The following is a 13829-nucleotide window of genomic DNA, read 5'->3' as shown; positions in this document are numbered from 1 at the left end:
TATTATCTCCCTCATGATTATTTTCTTTTATTAATCAACTTTGGTTTTTGCTATGGATCCACGGTAATGCGAGTCGTGCAAGGAGGGTAATGAGGGCGTAATAAAGAAAACTCAAGGCGGTAATTGTAAAAATTGCGGCAAAAACACGGTCTGTCAAAAAAGAGTGTGAAGAGCGCGTCAGATAAACTCCTAATCCCGAGCTGGAACCCAACCATTCTGCTATCACGGCCCCCATGACACTATAGGTAGCGGCGATTTTCAGGCCGGCAAAAAGGGAAGGAAGAGCGTTAGGCCAACGAACAATATAAAACATTTGCCAACGGGAAGCCCCCATACTTCTTAATAGATTTAGGAGGTCAGCATCAGTTAATTCTAGTCCTTCGATTAGACTGATAGTAACCGGGAAAAAACACACGATAATGACAATCATTATTTTAGGCAGAAGTCCATAACCCAGCCAAAGGATCAAAAGAGGTGCAACGGCTATCAGTGGAACCGTCTGTGAAATAATTAGAAACGGATATAGTAGGCGTTTTAGCCAAGGGGATAGGACCATCACGCCTGCTGTGATCAGGCTGAAGACGACGGCAAGTGCAAAGCCAACTGTTGTTTCAACTAAAGTAATCAGAGTATGCATCCAGATTAGTTGGCGAGTCTCCCATAAGGCTTTGGCTATTTGAGCGGGGGTGGGGAGAAGCCAGAGGGGAACTTGCGCAATTGTAACTACCATTTGCCATGTCCCTAGAAAAAAGAGAAAGAACAGTAGGGCGGGAATCCCTTTCCACTTCAGACAACCCATTATTATGTTCGATACTTAGCGATTTTTTCAGCAATCGTTGAGCCACTCGGGACATAATCCATTTTAATGTAGGCCATCACTCTTGAGGCTCCAGCACGAATGCAAGCTTCCTGAGCTTCTTTGATGATAGCCCAAAGCTGGTCTGGTTCGCCTTCCATTGTTGTCTCCATAGGACCAACTTCATAGGGAACCCCACTGGCGGCAATGACTTTGATCGCCTCGTCCACAACTTCGTAAATGCGGGATTCCTCCACTTTAGGGATAACCTGTAAGGCCATAATGATTTTTGCCATCGTTTTTTCCTCCTTCTTATGAACAAGTTTTTCGTGAGAGAGTCTGTTAGTGGTGCCGCATAGCGGCATGGGAGTCTGATTAGTACATAAAAAATACCGCATGTAATGCGGCGTACTTATTCTCAACCCTCCCTACGCTGGCATTACCCAGATCAGGTTAAGGGTCGGGCAGATTGCCCCTCTCAGCCATAAGTTCTAGCTCCCCTGTTACCATATTAATTTATGTCATTCTAACATAATGATTGTTGCGGCGCAATCTATAATTTCCCAATATTACTTGCGCTATTTGCCTTAGCGCCCCACTCGTTGAAGCTTGCAAATCCTGAGATTGGTTATTAAAAGTAGAGAAATTTACGTTGTACTTCAGAGAATATATATTGACAGTAACTAGAAAGAAGAGTATTCTAGAATAAATGAGATATATTCTCAGTTATTATTCGACTTAAGGTGAGAGTGATTATCATTTCCGTGAGGAGGGATGACGATGGAGCGCTTTTTGGGAGACTTAAAAACAGGTGAATGGGCACGTGTGGAGCGCATTGATGGCGGAGGAGCTTTGCGTCGCCGGATGATGGATATGGGTATTGTTCCAGGTGTCGAATTAGAAGTTGTTCGTCAAGCTCCTTTCGGTGGTCCGCTTCAAGTTCGGCTGAAAGGGTATTATTTAGCAATGCGCCGTGCAGAATGTGCTAAAATTGTTGTAAGTAAAAAAGATCCCAAATGTTATGACCCTTTATTAGCAAGTCGATAAATTCAAACGATTTATAATAAAGTTAAAACGTGATGATGCCGCTTGGACATACATATGCTCAGAGGGGGGAGGCGGCTGGACATGAAAATTGCGCTTATTGGAAATCCCAATGTAGGTAAGAGTACTGTATTTAATGCTTTAACGGGCTCGAACCAACAGGTCGGAAATTGGGCTGGTAAGACGGTTGAACGCAAGTCAGGTGTCGTCAAAAGAGCCAGCCAGGAAATAGAGCTGATTGATTTACCAGGAACCTACAGTTTGACCGCATACTCACAAGAAGAGATTATAACGCGTGAATATATTATTCGCGAAAAACCAGATGTTGTTATGGCTATGGTTGATGCTTCAAATATTGAGCGTAACCTCTATTTAGTTCTTCAAATCCTTGAACTAGTGCCTCGTGTGGTGATCGGTTTAAATATGCTGGATTTGGCTCAGTCTGCAGGAATTACGATTGAGTCTTCAAATTTGGCATTAGCCTTAAATGTTCCAGTCGTCGAAATTGTTGCAGCCAAAGGAAAAGGAATTGAGGAGTTCTTAACGGAAGCCATTCGGGTTGGAAAGCTGGAAAACGACCCTCTACCGAATGAGGTCAGTTATCCGAAAGTACTTGAACAAAAGATTCTCGCAATGGAAGCGTTATTGGTAGATACTCTATGGGTCACGAGGTACCCATTGCGCTGGTTAGCTATAAAACGTCTGGAGAGAGATCCGGAAATTGGGCAAACGTGGAAGATAAATTCTGGAAAGTTGCCAATAGGTAAGAGCAGGGATGCTTGCTGTGATCTTGGAGAGGCAGTTAATTACGAACTACAAGAATCGACTCCTCTTCCAGGGGAGTCTTTGCTGCAGGACTATGAGAGAGAGGGCTGGACTAAGGACCATTTTGAAATGGCCATTGCGGATGCTAAGTACCAATATATTTCGGCAATTTTACCGCAGTTTAGGAAGCACGAGAATCCAGCTAAACCTACCTTTACAGATAGACTAGATCGTTGGATTCTTTCTCCATTTTGGGGTTATCCGATTATGTTAGTCGTCTTAACAGTCGTTTTTTGGATGTCCTTTATTGCCAGTGCGCCTATAGGGGGAGCAGTTTCACTTGGCATGGCCTGGGTTGCCGAGGTGATGGTGGGCTGGCTACAATGGGTTCAGGCTCCAGAATTTATGCAAAGTTTAGTAAGAGATGGGATCTTTGCTGGAGTTGGTGCCGTTTTAGCCTTTGTGCCTCAAATCGCCATATTCTTTGCCCTTTTTTCGTTTATGCAGGACAGTGGTTATTTAGCGCGGGCTGCATTTTTAGGAGATCGATTTATGCAGCTCATGGGATTGCATGGAAAATCGTTTTTTTCCTTGATATCTAGTTTCGGGTGCAATGTTCCGGGAATTATGGCTACACGAACGTTGGAGGATCCTAAAGATCGCTTGATCACCATACTTATTAATCCTTTAATTCCTTGTGTGCCACGCTTAGGGGTAATGAGTGCTGTGGTGGCTGCATTTTTTCCAGGTTCTCGAGGTGCTCTGATTATGATAAGCCTTTTGTTGATAAGTATGCTGCTTGTAATGTTTTCTGCGCTCTTTTTAAGACGAGTGGTCAAGCATACGGAGCGATCAGCCTTTGTCATGGAACTGCCGCTCTATCATATTCCCACAGTGCGTAATATCCTAGTGCCAACCTGGCAAAAAACCTACTCCTTTCTAAAAAGAGCATGGACGTTCATTTTAGTGGCTTCGATAGTGGTCTGGATCTTAAGCTCTTATCCCCAAGGGGTCCCCATGAGCGAAACTTGGGCTGGCATAATGGGTGGTTGGTTAGCATTTATCGGACAACCATTAGGGTTCGACTGGCGAATCATGGTGGCGATCGTTTTTGGCTTTACAGCGAAAGAAACGACCTTATCAACCTTAGGTATTTTGTATGGTGTCGCTGCTGATGCATCGCAATCTATTGCTCAGGCCATGACAGGGGCTATGACCCCTTTAGGTGCCTATACATTTCTGGTAGTTTATATGCTTTATATTCCTTGTCTGGCATCCGTCGTAACAACCTATAAAGAATCACGAAACTTAGGTTGGACAAGTTTTGGAGTGGCATACAGCCTTATTCTGAGTTTTGTCATGGGATGGATTGTATTTCACGGAGGTCAAGCACTTGGATTTCGATAATTCTAACTACCCCAAGGGGGCGTATGACTATGCTTACCAGCATTATGGAAATACTGGCACGTAAGGAATCATTATCATTGGCTCAGTTAGCCGGGGAAGTCGGCTATTCCGTAAGAGAAGTCGAAGGTTTCTTAAACCAATTGGAACATATGGGTTATATTCGACGTGAACTCTTGGGGCAAGCCTGTGGTCTCAGCTGTGATTCAGATCAGGCCAGCGATCGCTGTGAAGGGTGCGGGTTTAAACCCAGCAAAACGTTCACGTTCTGGGTGCTTACAGAACGTGGGGAACAGCTTGTAGGTTCTAGGTTGATGTAAGGGTGTAAAAAATAAAAGATTAATGATATAATGCAGAAAAATATGACAATACCTTTTAAAACTTATGCATTAGAAGGGAGACCGTGTACTGCATGTCTAAGCCCCGTGAGGAAAAATATCAGGCTATCCTAGATGCGGCTACGGAGGCTTTTGCAGAGTATGGCTATTTTACCTGCCAAGTTTCCAAAATAGCCAAACTCGCTGGAGTAGCTGATGGTACAATCTATCTATATTTCAAGAATAAGGAAGATATCCTAGTTAGTCTTTTTTCGGATCGGATGGGTCAATTTATTGAAGAGATTCGCCACGCACTTGTGCAGTATAAAACAACACGGGATCGGCTACTGTGCATCATACGAACTCACTTCAGATATATGCAAGAGAATCGTGCCCTTGCTATCGTCACTCAGATAGAAATCCGTCAGTCCGATCCTAAAATTAGGGAGGCAATTTCAGGGCCTCTAAGAGAGTATTTTCAACTCATTGAACAGGTTCTCGCTGAAGGAGTTGAACGGGACGAAATCGCCTTAGCTGATATTAAGATTGGTCGACAAATGTTCTTTGGAACCTTAGATGCTGCAATCAGCGATTGGGTAAATTCCAAGAAACCACGTTCCTTAGAAGGGGTAGAAGAAATCATTTTTGATTTGATGTGCGGTGCATTCAAAATTAACCATAAGAGTAAAATATGACATTGATATAGCCAATAATTCGAAGAGCCTTCCGCTATCTCATATTGAAGTCGGAAAGGCTCTTTGTTTGAGTGTGTTTTTATAGAATTGAAGTGTAGCAAGAAATTTGTTCAAGCAAAAATTCTAGACAAAAGGCTCATGTTCGCGTAGTATTTAAGAAAATGTTTATACTATACTAAAAATAAGAACCATGATAGGGAGATTAACTATGGATTTTGCAGGTAAAGATAAAGCAACCTATGTACAAGAAACTTTCAATTCTATTGCTGGTCATTACGATTTCATGAATAGCCTAATGAGCCTCGGAATGGATAAACGATGGCGGCGTCTTGCAGTTCAAAGGGTTGGCGCAAAGCCAGGGATGCATATGCTGGATGTATGCTGTGGTACAGGTCAACTTTCTATGGAATTGGGAAGTGCGGTTGGAGTAGAAGGAACGGTTACAGGTTTAGATTTTTCACATAAAATGCTGGATGTAGCAAAACGTTCTTTGGAGCAATCCTTCAATAAGGATAGAATTAAATTTATTCAAGGAAATGCGATGGAACTTCCTTTTCCGAGTAATACGTTTGATGGTGCTACGGTAGGTTGGGGATTGAGAAATTTACCGGATTTACGACAGGGTATCAAAGAAATGGTACGTACGGTTAAGCCCGGAGGAAGAATTGTATCTCTAGATATGGCTAAACCAACTTTCCCGGGATTTAAACAAGCCTATTGGTTATACTTTGAAAAACTCATACCCTTAATGGGCAAAATCTGGGCTAGAAAAGCAAGTGCCTATCAATATTTACATGACTCGGCCCGGGAATTCCCGGCTCAGGAAGAATTGGTTCGTATTTTCACAGAGTGTGGCCTTGTAGAAACACGATTCGATAATTTGGCTGGGGGGGTTGTTGCCATTGTTTCTGGCACTAAACCCGATTAGCAAACTTAATACTAATTATTGTCACACAAATAAGGACTTCCAGGCGGATAGAAGATGATGCTTGGGAGTTTTTATAGTTCATAGCAACTATCGACGCTGACCCTGAATGGCCGACTGTCCCCTTAAACGCTGTTTTTATCTTGAGATATTAGAATCATCGTATGATTTTTGTAAAGTTGTCTATACTATCTTTGTTTGTTAAATGAAATAGTATAGGAGGTTCTAGGGCATGAAAGTTCGTGAGGTTATGACTACTTCTGTTGAATGTGCAGCACCTAATACCACAGTTGTGGAGTTAGCAACAATGATGAAAAATAATGATATTGGTTCAATTCCAATTTGTGAGGCTCAAAAAGTCATTGGTATTATTACTGATCGGGACATTGTTTTAAAAGCAGTTGCAGATGGCAAAAATATTGAAAAGCGTACAGCTAAAGAGGTCATGAACTCAAAGGTAATCACTGTGACCGCTGACCAAGATGTGCATGAGGCGGCAAGTTTAATGTCAAAATATCAAATCCGAAGACTACCAGTCGTAGAACAGGGGAAACTTATAGGAATTGTCGCCCTAGGTGACTTAGCTATCGAAAAAATCCATGTCAATGAAGCGGGAGATGCACTAAGTGAAATATCTCAAGGTGCTCATCATTAAATGAGGTGATTAAATGGGGGATTTTCGTGATCGTCTCGACTTAGGGACATGGGGAGCCTTTCGTACGGGATGGTGGGTCCTGCATATTGTAGGGATTTTGGTTGTCGGTTATATTGGCTTTTGGATAGCAGGGATGTATTAAGCTTACCAATTGCTAAAATCAAGGAAAAGCGTTGTGAAAAAAGTTCACAACGCTTTTATATTTGTGATAAACTTGTATAATATGTTTAATAAATAAGGTAAGGACGTGTTGGATTTTGAAGTTGTTAGTTGGGATGCAAGGTCAGGCACAAACCACGGTTTCTTTATTAAATACTGCCAAGGCTATGGGTAGCGGAACTTTAGAGGTATTCGCCACGCCAGCAATGGTAGCGCTTATGGAACAAGCTGCAGTCAATGCCCTAACTTTACCTGATGGGCAATCAAGTGTCGGTATTTCTTTAAACATTATACACTCAGCTGCAACTCCTATAGGTTCTAATGTCTATGCTACTGCTGAATTAGTTGAAATAGACCGTCGTCGGCTCACTTTTTCAGTGGAAGTACGTGATGAAGTTGGACAAATTGGCTCAGGAAAGCATGAACGAGTTGTGATCGATGTAGATTCTTTTCTGACAAAAGCTCGAAACCGAAAATAGGGGATGTGTACGTGGAAGAATTTTTTACGTTATCTGAAATAACTATTCGAGACCAAGTCATTGAAAAATCGCAATTCATTGGCGTTGCAGTTCCCCTACAGACGATGGAGCAAGTTGAAACGTCAATGCGAAAAATTCGCACAGATTACCCCAATGCACGTCATTACGTTTTTGCCTATCGATTGCATAATGGCCTTATCGAGAAGTCTTCGGACGATGGTGAGCCGCAAGGGACGGGAGGACGACCTATTCTAGATGTCCTCCAACATCGAAATGTCTGGAATGTGCTGGTAGTAGTGGTGAGATATTTTGGCGGAATCCTGCTTGGAACAGGGGGACTGTCCAGGGCTTATGGGGGAACTGCTCGGCAAGTTATTAATGAAACTGAATTAAAAAGAATTGTAACCTATCGGAGTTTCTTGTTGAGTGTGCCTTATGAATGGTTTGAAATGCTTAAGTATCAGTTTGTTCAACATAATTGGACCATACTAAGAGAGGAATTTTGTGAAGTCATAAAGCTGCATGTCTATGTCCCCGAACAAGAAGCTGATTTATTCATGAATTGGATAGATAATTATACTCGAAAGCAAGTAAACTATGAGGACTTAGGGGTAGAGTGGAGATAAAGCCTTGTCTTAAGAAATAGAAAATTTATTAAATTATGAAGAGTGGAACTTTAAGAAAGTGAACACAATCACTTTCTTTTTGGATTTCGGCATGTTATAATTTATTAAAGTGAAAAGAAGAACAAACTTTTCTTGGAAAGTGAAAAAAGGGACAAAGTAGTTGCTCATATAAGAATTACTAAATTAAGGGGGTGATTTCATGTTAGCTTTCATTCCAGTCTTAATCATTGGAGGATTTCTTGGCGGGTGTGCTGTAGTAATCACGGCATCGTGTTGTCAACTGATTAGAATAACAGTTAATTCTTCCCAAAATGGAGGAGCTTACCCCAGAGCTATTCAAGCATAGAATTACAACCTTCCCAGAATGCAATACTTTCTAGAAAAACATGATTACACCCCTTCATAAATGAAGGGGTGTAATTTTTAGTTTGCAGGACGGTTGATAGGATAATTACTCAAAAACACTTTGGTTACGGCCCGTAGTTTTGGCTTGATGTAGGGCGTGATCCGCCCTATAAATCACGGATGTTGGAGAATCCGAAGGGTGCCAAAGTGTCACGCCGATACTCACTGTGACAGAAACCTCGCTGCTTGTTTTTGGATAATGTACAGTAGTTTTTTCCACAACTTCTCGAATCTTCTCACTGATTAGTAAAACAATTTTTTCGGTGGCTTCTGGTATAAGAACGACGAACTCTTCTCCACCATACCGGGCAATCAGGTCTTCTTCCCTTAAATTGTGCTGGAGTTCTCTTACAATCGTTTGAAGTACTGTGTCTCCAAATTGATGGCCATATCGGTCATTAAACTGTTTAAAGTTGTCGACATCTATGATAAGTAAGCCAAAGGTGACTGAGCGCTTACGACGTTGGCAGAGTGAAATGTGTTCTCGCAAGCGTTTTTGAAAGTATCGGTGGTTATACACACCTGTAAGTCCATCTGTAATGGATTCACGTTCTACAATGGCATAAAGAAGAGCATTTTCTAAAGCGGAAGTGGCTTGACCTGCTATTGTTTCTAAAAATTTCATTTGTTCGGGAGTGATCTCCGTTTGTCGGAGGGAATGAATATTTATGGTTCCAATTTTGTGTTGGGCATTCTGAAGAGGTAGGCAACAGATCCATTCCCAATCTTGACAACCTGTAGGGGATCGATAATACGTAACCCCGTCCGATAGTACCTTGAAGAGAAATGACAAATCAAGCTGGGGAGGTATTTGTGGAGAGAGAGTTCCTGAGTCGAAAACTCCTATAACCTCAAAGTCTTGTTTTTTTTCATTATATAGACAAACGCTCGCTTGATTAATACTAATCAGAGAAACGATTGCACTGATTATATTAGTAGCAATAACCTTCGGATCAAGAGATGCATTAAGCGCACGCGCAATATCTAAAAGGACGTGTGTTTGTAAACGGATTTCTTCAAGCTGGTTTTCTAAGACGTTTATCCTCTGATACAACTCAGTAATGTCTATAGAGTCGTTTTTAGGATCTGACATAGTATAAGCCTCCCACCCCGTAACTGGCTGTTATAATCTTGTATGGAAGAAAAGGTTTTGAACCTTTATAGTATTCTCCCTAAATTGTATTTATCCTTCGCAATAATTTTTATAGTTGCAAAGAAATTGTTCGAAATACCGACAAATGTAAATTATTATCCTGAAAATCGGAATTGTAAGAAGAAGGAGAAATGAGATTTCTGTCGAATTTTTCTAAGAGGACTGTTCAGGATGAAGGAGGACCTATATTCTGACATATCAAATAACCGTCATTATTGGAAGTATCCCATTTGTAATGTATTTGACTTGGAAAGCCCAACTATTTGGCATTACCAAGAGGAGAGCATTTTTGATGGCCTTCTTTTTGTGTTGTGCGGTCTTAATGTTCCCTTGGGCTCTTCGGATGGGAGGGACAAATTGGTGGATTTTGTCCGTTTTGACCCTTATTTCTACAGGGGTACTATGGCCAAAAATTCGAATTAAAAAGGACAAATCAAAGATCAATGTAGTGTCTCTCGAACTAAACATATCCGAAGAAATCACTGTTATCCAGGAGAGAAAAGTAGAACCTCAAGAAGAGCAGGAGAACATAGTAGAACCTCAAGAAGAGCAGGAGAACATAGTAGAAGCTCAAGAAGAGCAGGAGTCTATAGACGAAACTCAAGAGGCTCTAGTTAGTATTGCTAAGGAGATGACCGATCACATATTAACAGTTGATCAATTCCCTAAGGGAATTGACAACGAGCTGTCCATCGATGAGCTGATTGATCTAGGATTTAAAGCAAAATATACAGACAACTTTGAACAGGCTGCTTCCTATTTTTTCCGAGCGTTATCTCTCGATCCTATGCCTGATATTGCTTTTTATTTAATTCTGGATTGTTATTGGCTTTGGAACAATTTGGGCGAGCGTAAATGCGCGCTAACTCAGCTTGATGGGTATGTTAAAAGGTATATACCGCTATTCAATTCCGAACTAAGTCATCAGTTTGAAGCCTGGATGACGAAAGAAAATATCTACAAAAACTAAATCTTAGGGGGATTGTTCACGATGAAGCCGACTAAAGAAATTATAGGGTTGCGTATTATTAGTATTTCGGACGGAACTCAAGTTGGGGTTGTAAAAGATTTTGTCCTTAATCCGCAGGAGAAAACTTTAGATTTTTTGATTATTGATCAACCTACAGATTATTTTGGAGCGAAGGTCATTCCTTTTGCCGACGTTCTAGGTCTTGGAGCGTTTGCGATTACGATTCCTGATCCCAATGTTATCCAAGATGTCGCCCAAAATATCGAAGCCCAAAATTTGTTAAAGCAAGATACCCGTGTTATAGGAACAAAGGTATTGACTAAAAAGGGTCAACTCATTGGAGAAGTGAAAGAAATACTGATCGATGAGGAAACAGGTCGTATTGCCGCTTGCCTTTTTGAAGCAGAGGGTCAGATGAATGAAATTAGTGCCGAAAAAATTATCACACTAGGCAAGGAATTATTGATTATCGAAGGAGATCAAATGCTTCAAAATCGTCAGATTCCTGATCAAAACACTGAAAACCTGTCTCAAACGTCCTCCAACTCAACAGCACCAACCCCAAGGGCAGATGATATCCAGGACACGGCGGGAGTTGATTCTGCCGGAGAACCAGAAGCTGGTTTTAACTTATTTGAGCAACGACAACTGCAATATTTCATCGGCAAAAAGGTAGAGAAAAACATTGTCCTTGATAATGGTGACATTTTGGCGGCTGGAGAAACGATTACGCCTGAAATGGTAACTCTCATCACTACCCGTAGTACCTTGATGGAAGTAACCTCCCATTTACAAAAAAATTAAGAAAGCTCAATGGGATGAAGCTATATGAAAAAAACTGGATTTCTTCTGATCGCCTTGTTATTGCAATTATGTGTTACCCTCGTTATTGGGACCGTTGTTTCCTATGGTAGTACCAATGATCGGGCTCCATCAGGTTTGATTGTTTGGGGGCTGGACTTTTCTGGTTTAAATAGGGATCAGGTAGCCGCTCAATTAAAAGAAAGAATTCCGAATTCTGTCACCTATGAAGATCAAGTCTTTCCCTTGAAAGCAGAACAAACGCATAAGGTAATCGAACAATGGTTAGATCAGGTTTTTCCACGTTCAACTGGCTCTAAGATTGCAGATCACCTAAGTAACTTAGTACGTTCCAAAAACGACATTTCGACGGATCAGCTCGGAATGGACAGAGATGAGACTATAGATCAGTTGAAGGCTATAAGTGGGATTATTAACCAACCTATGCTTCAGGCAACGATAGCTTATAAGCATGGGCGATTAGAAAAGACACAAGGAAAATCAGGGCATGAAATGGATGTTGAAGCGACCTGGGTGAAGATTTCTCAAGAGCATGAGTACAAGCAGGTTGAAGCTGTTATCAGAGAAATTCCTGCACAGCCCAGTACAGCTGACTTAGCCAAAATTAACGATATTCTAGGGGATTATACAACGTATTTTAATTCTCAGAATGTGCCACGCACCCAAAACGTGCGAATAGCTGCTGAGGCGATCAATGATCACTTAATACCACCGGGCAAAGTATTTTCTTTCAACGGGGTTGTGGGAGAAAGGACTGAGGCTGCTGGTTACTTGCCTGCAGTTGTCTTTGTTGATAATTCCATGATTAAAGAGAATGGTGGAGGCATCTGCCAAGACTCAAGCACTCTTTTCCAAGCCGTCCGCCAGGCTAATTTGGCCATTGAAGAGAAGCACACGCATTCCTTACCGATATCCTACGTGTTAAAAGGACAAGATGCCACCGTTTTCTATGGTCTTCTTGATTTCCGTTTTAGAAATGATACGCAAGGGTATCTATTAATCAGTGCCCGAACGGGGGAGAACTGGTTAAGAATACGACTATTTGGACTGGCAGATGATCGACACCCGACTCTTAAGAACCCAGAGGGATATCCTACAAGTCCTGTGGATTGGCACCTGGATCCAAAATAGAAGACTCCCTGATAGATGGCAAAGTTAAGGTTAGCCGTCTGCAGGGGGTCAATCTATTTGCTGAAGATTTACAGCCCATTTGCTGATTTAGTTGAGAGGTTATATAGACTGATAAATAAGTTTTGCGGCAACTAACAGAGACATAATGATAAAGATTGGTTTAACTAGTTGAGCACCTCGTCGTATTGCTAGTTTGGTTCCCACATAGGAACCTAAGATCATGGAGAGAGCCATGGGGATACCATAAAAAAAGTCGATCTTTCCATGCCAGGCGAAGAGGAGAAGCGAGGCAATATTGCTTGTAAAATTTAAGACTTTAGAATTTGCAGAAGCCACGACAAAGTCAAAGCCATAGAGAGCGATAAACGAGAAGATGAGGAAGGACCCTGTCCCAGGGCCGAAAAATCCGTCATAAAACCCTAACGCAAAGGCAAAAAGACATCCTATCACAATTTTAGGAAAATCGAGTCCTTTGAACTGATTTTCCATTCCTAAATTTTTATGTAACAGGGTGTAAATTCCTACAATTAAGATTAAGACTAAGACTGCTTTGTTTAAAAAAGCTGAGCTTACACTGAGAACTGCCCAAGCGCCCAGAAAAGCACCTATTAAGGTAAATGGAATTTGCCACTTTACAAGTGAAAAGTTCACTTTTCCAGAGCGTGCAAACGTAATGGAACTGTTTAAAGAAGCCATGGAAGCCGCAAATTTATTGGTACCAAGTGCAAGATGTGGGGGAACACCCACCATCAGTAATGCAGGGAGACTAATAAGTCCACCGCCTCCGGCAATTGCGTCGACTGCCGCAGCCACAAAACCTAAGGTACAGATTAGGAAAAGATCAAACCACATTTTTAAAAATACCTCATTCTATTTTATTTGCCTATTGATTATACTCTCAAGGAACGTTTACGTCATCTCATTGAACAAGAAACTGAGAAATAATTTAATAATCTTCTAAGTTTGTATGATACTATGGTAATAGTAATAAAGATGCTTCAAGGGAAGGAGCAAACCTCTAAGTGCGGCAAGTAAGTGTTCATTCGTTAACAATAGGAGATGTATTAGGAAAAACCATCTTCTCCAGTTCTGGCAGAATCCTGTTAGGAAAAGGGGTTAAACTAACTCCGTTATTTATAGCAAAATTAAAAGATATGGGTCTCTCTATTCTGTACATTGAAGATGATCGTTTTGATGACGTTCAGGTTGAAGACGTTATCAGGGAGGAACATCGTCGCGAAGCTATGGAATTTCTAGAGAAAAGTACGAGGTCTATCCAGCTAGGGAAAAATCTTAACGATTCTGGCTTAAAGAATATTATAAGGAAAATTGTCGAAGAGATTTTGTTTAAAAAGGATATTCTAGTCAATTTGATGGACATGCGTAGTTTAGACAATCAACTGTTGGCCCACTCTGTCAATGTATGCGTTCTTTCGACGGTCTTAGGGAAGGCCCTCTTATTTGATCGTGAAAAACTTGAAAC

17 protein-coding genes, 1 pseudogene and 1 riboswitch are annotated in these 13829 nt (G+C 41.3%); of the genes and pseudogenes, 14 read left to right on the top strand and 4 right to left on the bottom strand.

The genetic code is table 11. The features are described from left to right. Window positions 1–34 precede the first annotated feature (34 nt). Window positions 35–799 carry an ABC transporter permease gene (locus tag JL57_RS09715; RefSeq protein WP_034141855.1) on the bottom strand — a complete coding sequence of 255 codons (765 nt, stop codon included), beginning with the start codon at window positions 797–799 and terminating at the stop codon, window positions 35–37. Between the two features lie 2 nt (window positions 800–801). Further along, the gene (locus JL57_RS09710; protein ID WP_034141854.1) at window positions 802–1092 is read right to left on the bottom strand and encodes a thiamine-binding protein; all 291 of its coding nucleotides are present in this window, start codon (window positions 1090–1092) and stop codon (window positions 802–804) included. A gap of 111 nt (window positions 1093–1203) precedes the next feature. Further along, window positions 1204–1308: riboswitch (TPP riboswitch) on the bottom strand. Window positions 1309–1576: 268 nt separating this feature from the next. Here JL57_RS09710 and JL57_RS09705 point away from each other — a divergent pair. The 10 genes from JL57_RS09705 (at window position 1577) to JL57_RS34015 (ending at window position 8211) form a co-directional block, all read left to right on the top strand. Continuing rightward, the gene (locus JL57_RS09705; protein WP_291299908.1) at window positions 1577–1843 is read left to right on the top strand and encodes a FeoA family protein; all 267 of its coding nucleotides are present in this window, start codon (window positions 1577–1579) and stop codon (window positions 1841–1843) included. A gap of 81 nt (window positions 1844–1924) precedes the next feature. Further along, window positions 1925–4012 carry a ferrous iron transport protein B gene (gene feoB / locus JL57_RS09700; protein WP_034141852.1) on the top strand — a complete coding sequence of 696 codons (2088 nt, stop codon included), beginning with the start codon at window positions 1925–1927 and terminating at the stop codon, window positions 4010–4012. Between the two features lie 29 nt (window positions 4013–4041). Then, window positions 4042–4329 carry a FeoC-like transcriptional regulator gene (locus JL57_RS09695; RefSeq protein WP_034141851.1) on the top strand — a complete coding sequence of 96 codons (288 nt, stop codon included), beginning with the start codon at window positions 4042–4044 and terminating at the stop codon, window positions 4327–4329. A 92-nt stretch (window positions 4330–4421) separates the two neighbouring features. Then, window positions 4422–5021 (top strand): TetR/AcrR family transcriptional regulator, encoded by a 600-nt coding sequence (locus tag JL57_RS09690; RefSeq protein ID WP_034141850.1) that lies wholly within the window; start codon window positions 4422–4424, stop codon window positions 5019–5021. 208 nt (window positions 5022–5229) lie between these two features. Next, window positions 5230–5949, top strand: coding sequence for a demethylmenaquinone methyltransferase (locus JL57_RS09685; RefSeq protein WP_034141849.1), 720 nt, complete (start codon window positions 5230–5232; stop codon window positions 5947–5949). Between the two features lie 229 nt (window positions 5950–6178). Further along, window positions 6179–6601: a CBS domain-containing protein gene (locus JL57_RS09680; RefSeq protein WP_034141848.1), complete on the top strand. Its 423-nt coding sequence runs from the start codon at window positions 6179–6181 to the stop codon at window positions 6599–6601. Window positions 6602–6614: 13 nt separating this feature from the next. Beyond that, on the top strand, window positions 6615–6743 hold the full coding sequence (locus JL57_RS34020; protein WP_291299907.1) for a hypothetical protein: 129 nt from the start codon (window positions 6615–6617) through the stop codon (window positions 6741–6743). Window positions 6744–6858: 115 nt separating this feature from the next. Beyond that, window positions 6859–7239: a thioesterase family protein gene (locus JL57_RS09675; RefSeq protein ID WP_291299906.1), complete on the top strand. Its 381-nt coding sequence runs from the start codon at window positions 6859–6861 to the stop codon at window positions 7237–7239. An 11-nt stretch (window positions 7240–7250) separates the two neighbouring features. Next, the gene (locus tag JL57_RS09670) at window positions 7251–7865 is read left to right on the top strand and encodes a YigZ family protein (protein WP_034141846.1); all 615 of its coding nucleotides are present in this window, start codon (window positions 7251–7253) and stop codon (window positions 7863–7865) included. Window positions 7866–8064: 199 nt separating this feature from the next. Beyond that, window positions 8065–8211 carry a hypothetical protein gene (locus JL57_RS34015; RefSeq protein WP_291299905.1) on the top strand — a complete coding sequence of 49 codons (147 nt, stop codon included), beginning with the start codon at window positions 8065–8067 and terminating at the stop codon, window positions 8209–8211. Between the two features lie 105 nt (window positions 8212–8316). Here JL57_RS34015 and JL57_RS09665 read toward each other — a convergent pair whose 3' ends face one another. Beyond that, window positions 8317–9363: a sensor domain-containing diguanylate cyclase gene (locus JL57_RS09665; protein ID WP_034141845.1), complete on the bottom strand. Its 1047-nt coding sequence runs from the start codon at window positions 9361–9363 to the stop codon at window positions 8317–8319. Between the two features lie 352 nt (window positions 9364–9715). Here JL57_RS09665 and JL57_RS09660 point away from each other — a divergent pair, with 352 nt between their 5' ends. From JL57_RS09660 to JL57_RS09650, 3 genes are read left to right on the top strand one after another with little or no spacing between them, the layout of a single operon-like run. Further along, complete coding sequence (locus JL57_RS09660) at window positions 9716–10393, top strand: hypothetical protein (RefSeq protein WP_034141844.1); 678 nt, start codon at window positions 9716–9718, stop codon at window positions 10391–10393. Window positions 10394–10414: 21 nt separating this feature from the next. Next, window positions 10415–11197, top strand: a complete 783-nt coding sequence (locus tag JL57_RS09655) for a PRC-barrel domain-containing protein (RefSeq protein WP_034141843.1) — start codon at window positions 10415–10417, stop codon at window positions 11195–11197. A 24-nt stretch (window positions 11198–11221) separates the two neighbouring features. Beyond that, the gene (locus JL57_RS09650) at window positions 11222–12346 is read left to right on the top strand and encodes a VanW family protein (protein ID WP_034141842.1); all 1125 of its coding nucleotides are present in this window, start codon (window positions 11222–11224) and stop codon (window positions 12344–12346) included. Window positions 12347–12445: 99 nt separating this feature from the next. Here the strand turns inward: JL57_RS09650 and JL57_RS09645 are convergent, their stop codons facing one another. Then, on the bottom strand, window positions 12446–13198 hold the full coding sequence (locus tag JL57_RS09645) for a TSUP family transporter (RefSeq protein ID WP_034141841.1): 753 nt from the start codon (window positions 13196–13198) through the stop codon (window positions 12446–12448). 170 nt (window positions 13199–13368) lie between these two features. Here JL57_RS09645 and JL57_RS09640 point away from each other — a divergent pair. Continuing rightward, window positions 13369–13829, top strand: a pseudogene (locus tag JL57_RS09640) (c-di-GMP phosphodiesterase); the annotation flags it as partial.

It is taken from the genome of Desulfosporosinus sp. BICA1-9 (assembly GCF_000802135.1).
The sequence above is the reverse complement of the archived record's forward strand: the minus strand, read 5'-3'. Positions and strand labels throughout refer to the sequence as shown.

Excerpts from the sequence above, each read along its gene's own strand:
- JL57_RS09715 (WP_034141855.1), bottom strand. The coding sequence starts at position 799 with ATGGGTTGTCTGAAGTGGAAAGGGATTCCCGCCCTACTGTTCTTTCTC.
- JL57_RS09710 (WP_034141854.1), bottom strand. The coding sequence starts at position 1,092 with ATGGCAAAAATCATTATGGCCTTACAGGTTATCCCTAAAGTGGAGGAA.
- JL57_RS09705 (WP_291299908.1), top strand. The coding sequence starts at position 1,577 with ATGGAGCGCTTTTTGGGAGACTTAAAAACAGGTGAATGGGCACGTGTG.
- feoB (WP_034141852.1), top strand. The coding sequence starts at position 1,925 with ATGAAAATTGCGCTTATTGGAAATCCCAATGTAGGTAAGAGTACTGTA.
- JL57_RS09695 (WP_034141851.1), top strand. The coding sequence starts at position 4,042 with ATGCTTACCAGCATTATGGAAATACTGGCACGTAAGGAATCATTATCA.
- JL57_RS09690 (WP_034141850.1), top strand. The coding sequence starts at position 4,422 with ATGTCTAAGCCCCGTGAGGAAAAATATCAGGCTATCCTAGATGCGGCT.
- JL57_RS09685 (WP_034141849.1), top strand. The coding sequence starts at position 5,230 with ATGGATTTTGCAGGTAAAGATAAAGCAACCTATGTACAAGAAACTTTC.
- JL57_RS09680 (WP_034141848.1), top strand. The coding sequence starts at position 6,179 with ATGAAAGTTCGTGAGGTTATGACTACTTCTGTTGAATGTGCAGCACCT.
- JL57_RS34020 (WP_291299907.1), top strand. The coding sequence starts at position 6,615 with ATGGGGGATTTTCGTGATCGTCTCGACTTAGGGACATGGGGAGCCTTT.
- JL57_RS34015 (WP_291299905.1), top strand. The coding sequence starts at position 8,065 with ATGTTAGCTTTCATTCCAGTCTTAATCATTGGAGGATTTCTTGGCGGG.
- JL57_RS09665 (WP_034141845.1), bottom strand. The coding sequence starts at position 9,363 with ATGTCAGATCCTAAAAACGACTCTATAGACATTACTGAGTTGTATCAG.
- JL57_RS09660 (WP_034141844.1), top strand. The coding sequence starts at position 9,716 with ATGGCCTTCTTTTTGTGTTGTGCGGTCTTAATGTTCCCTTGGGCTCTT.
- JL57_RS09655 (WP_034141843.1), top strand. The coding sequence starts at position 10,415 with ATGAAGCCGACTAAAGAAATTATAGGGTTGCGTATTATTAGTATTTCG.
- JL57_RS09650 (WP_034141842.1), top strand. The coding sequence starts at position 11,222 with ATGAAAAAAACTGGATTTCTTCTGATCGCCTTGTTATTGCAATTATGT.
- JL57_RS09645 (WP_034141841.1), bottom strand. The coding sequence starts at position 13,198 with ATGTGGTTTGATCTTTTCCTAATCTGTACCTTAGGTTTTGTGGCTGCG.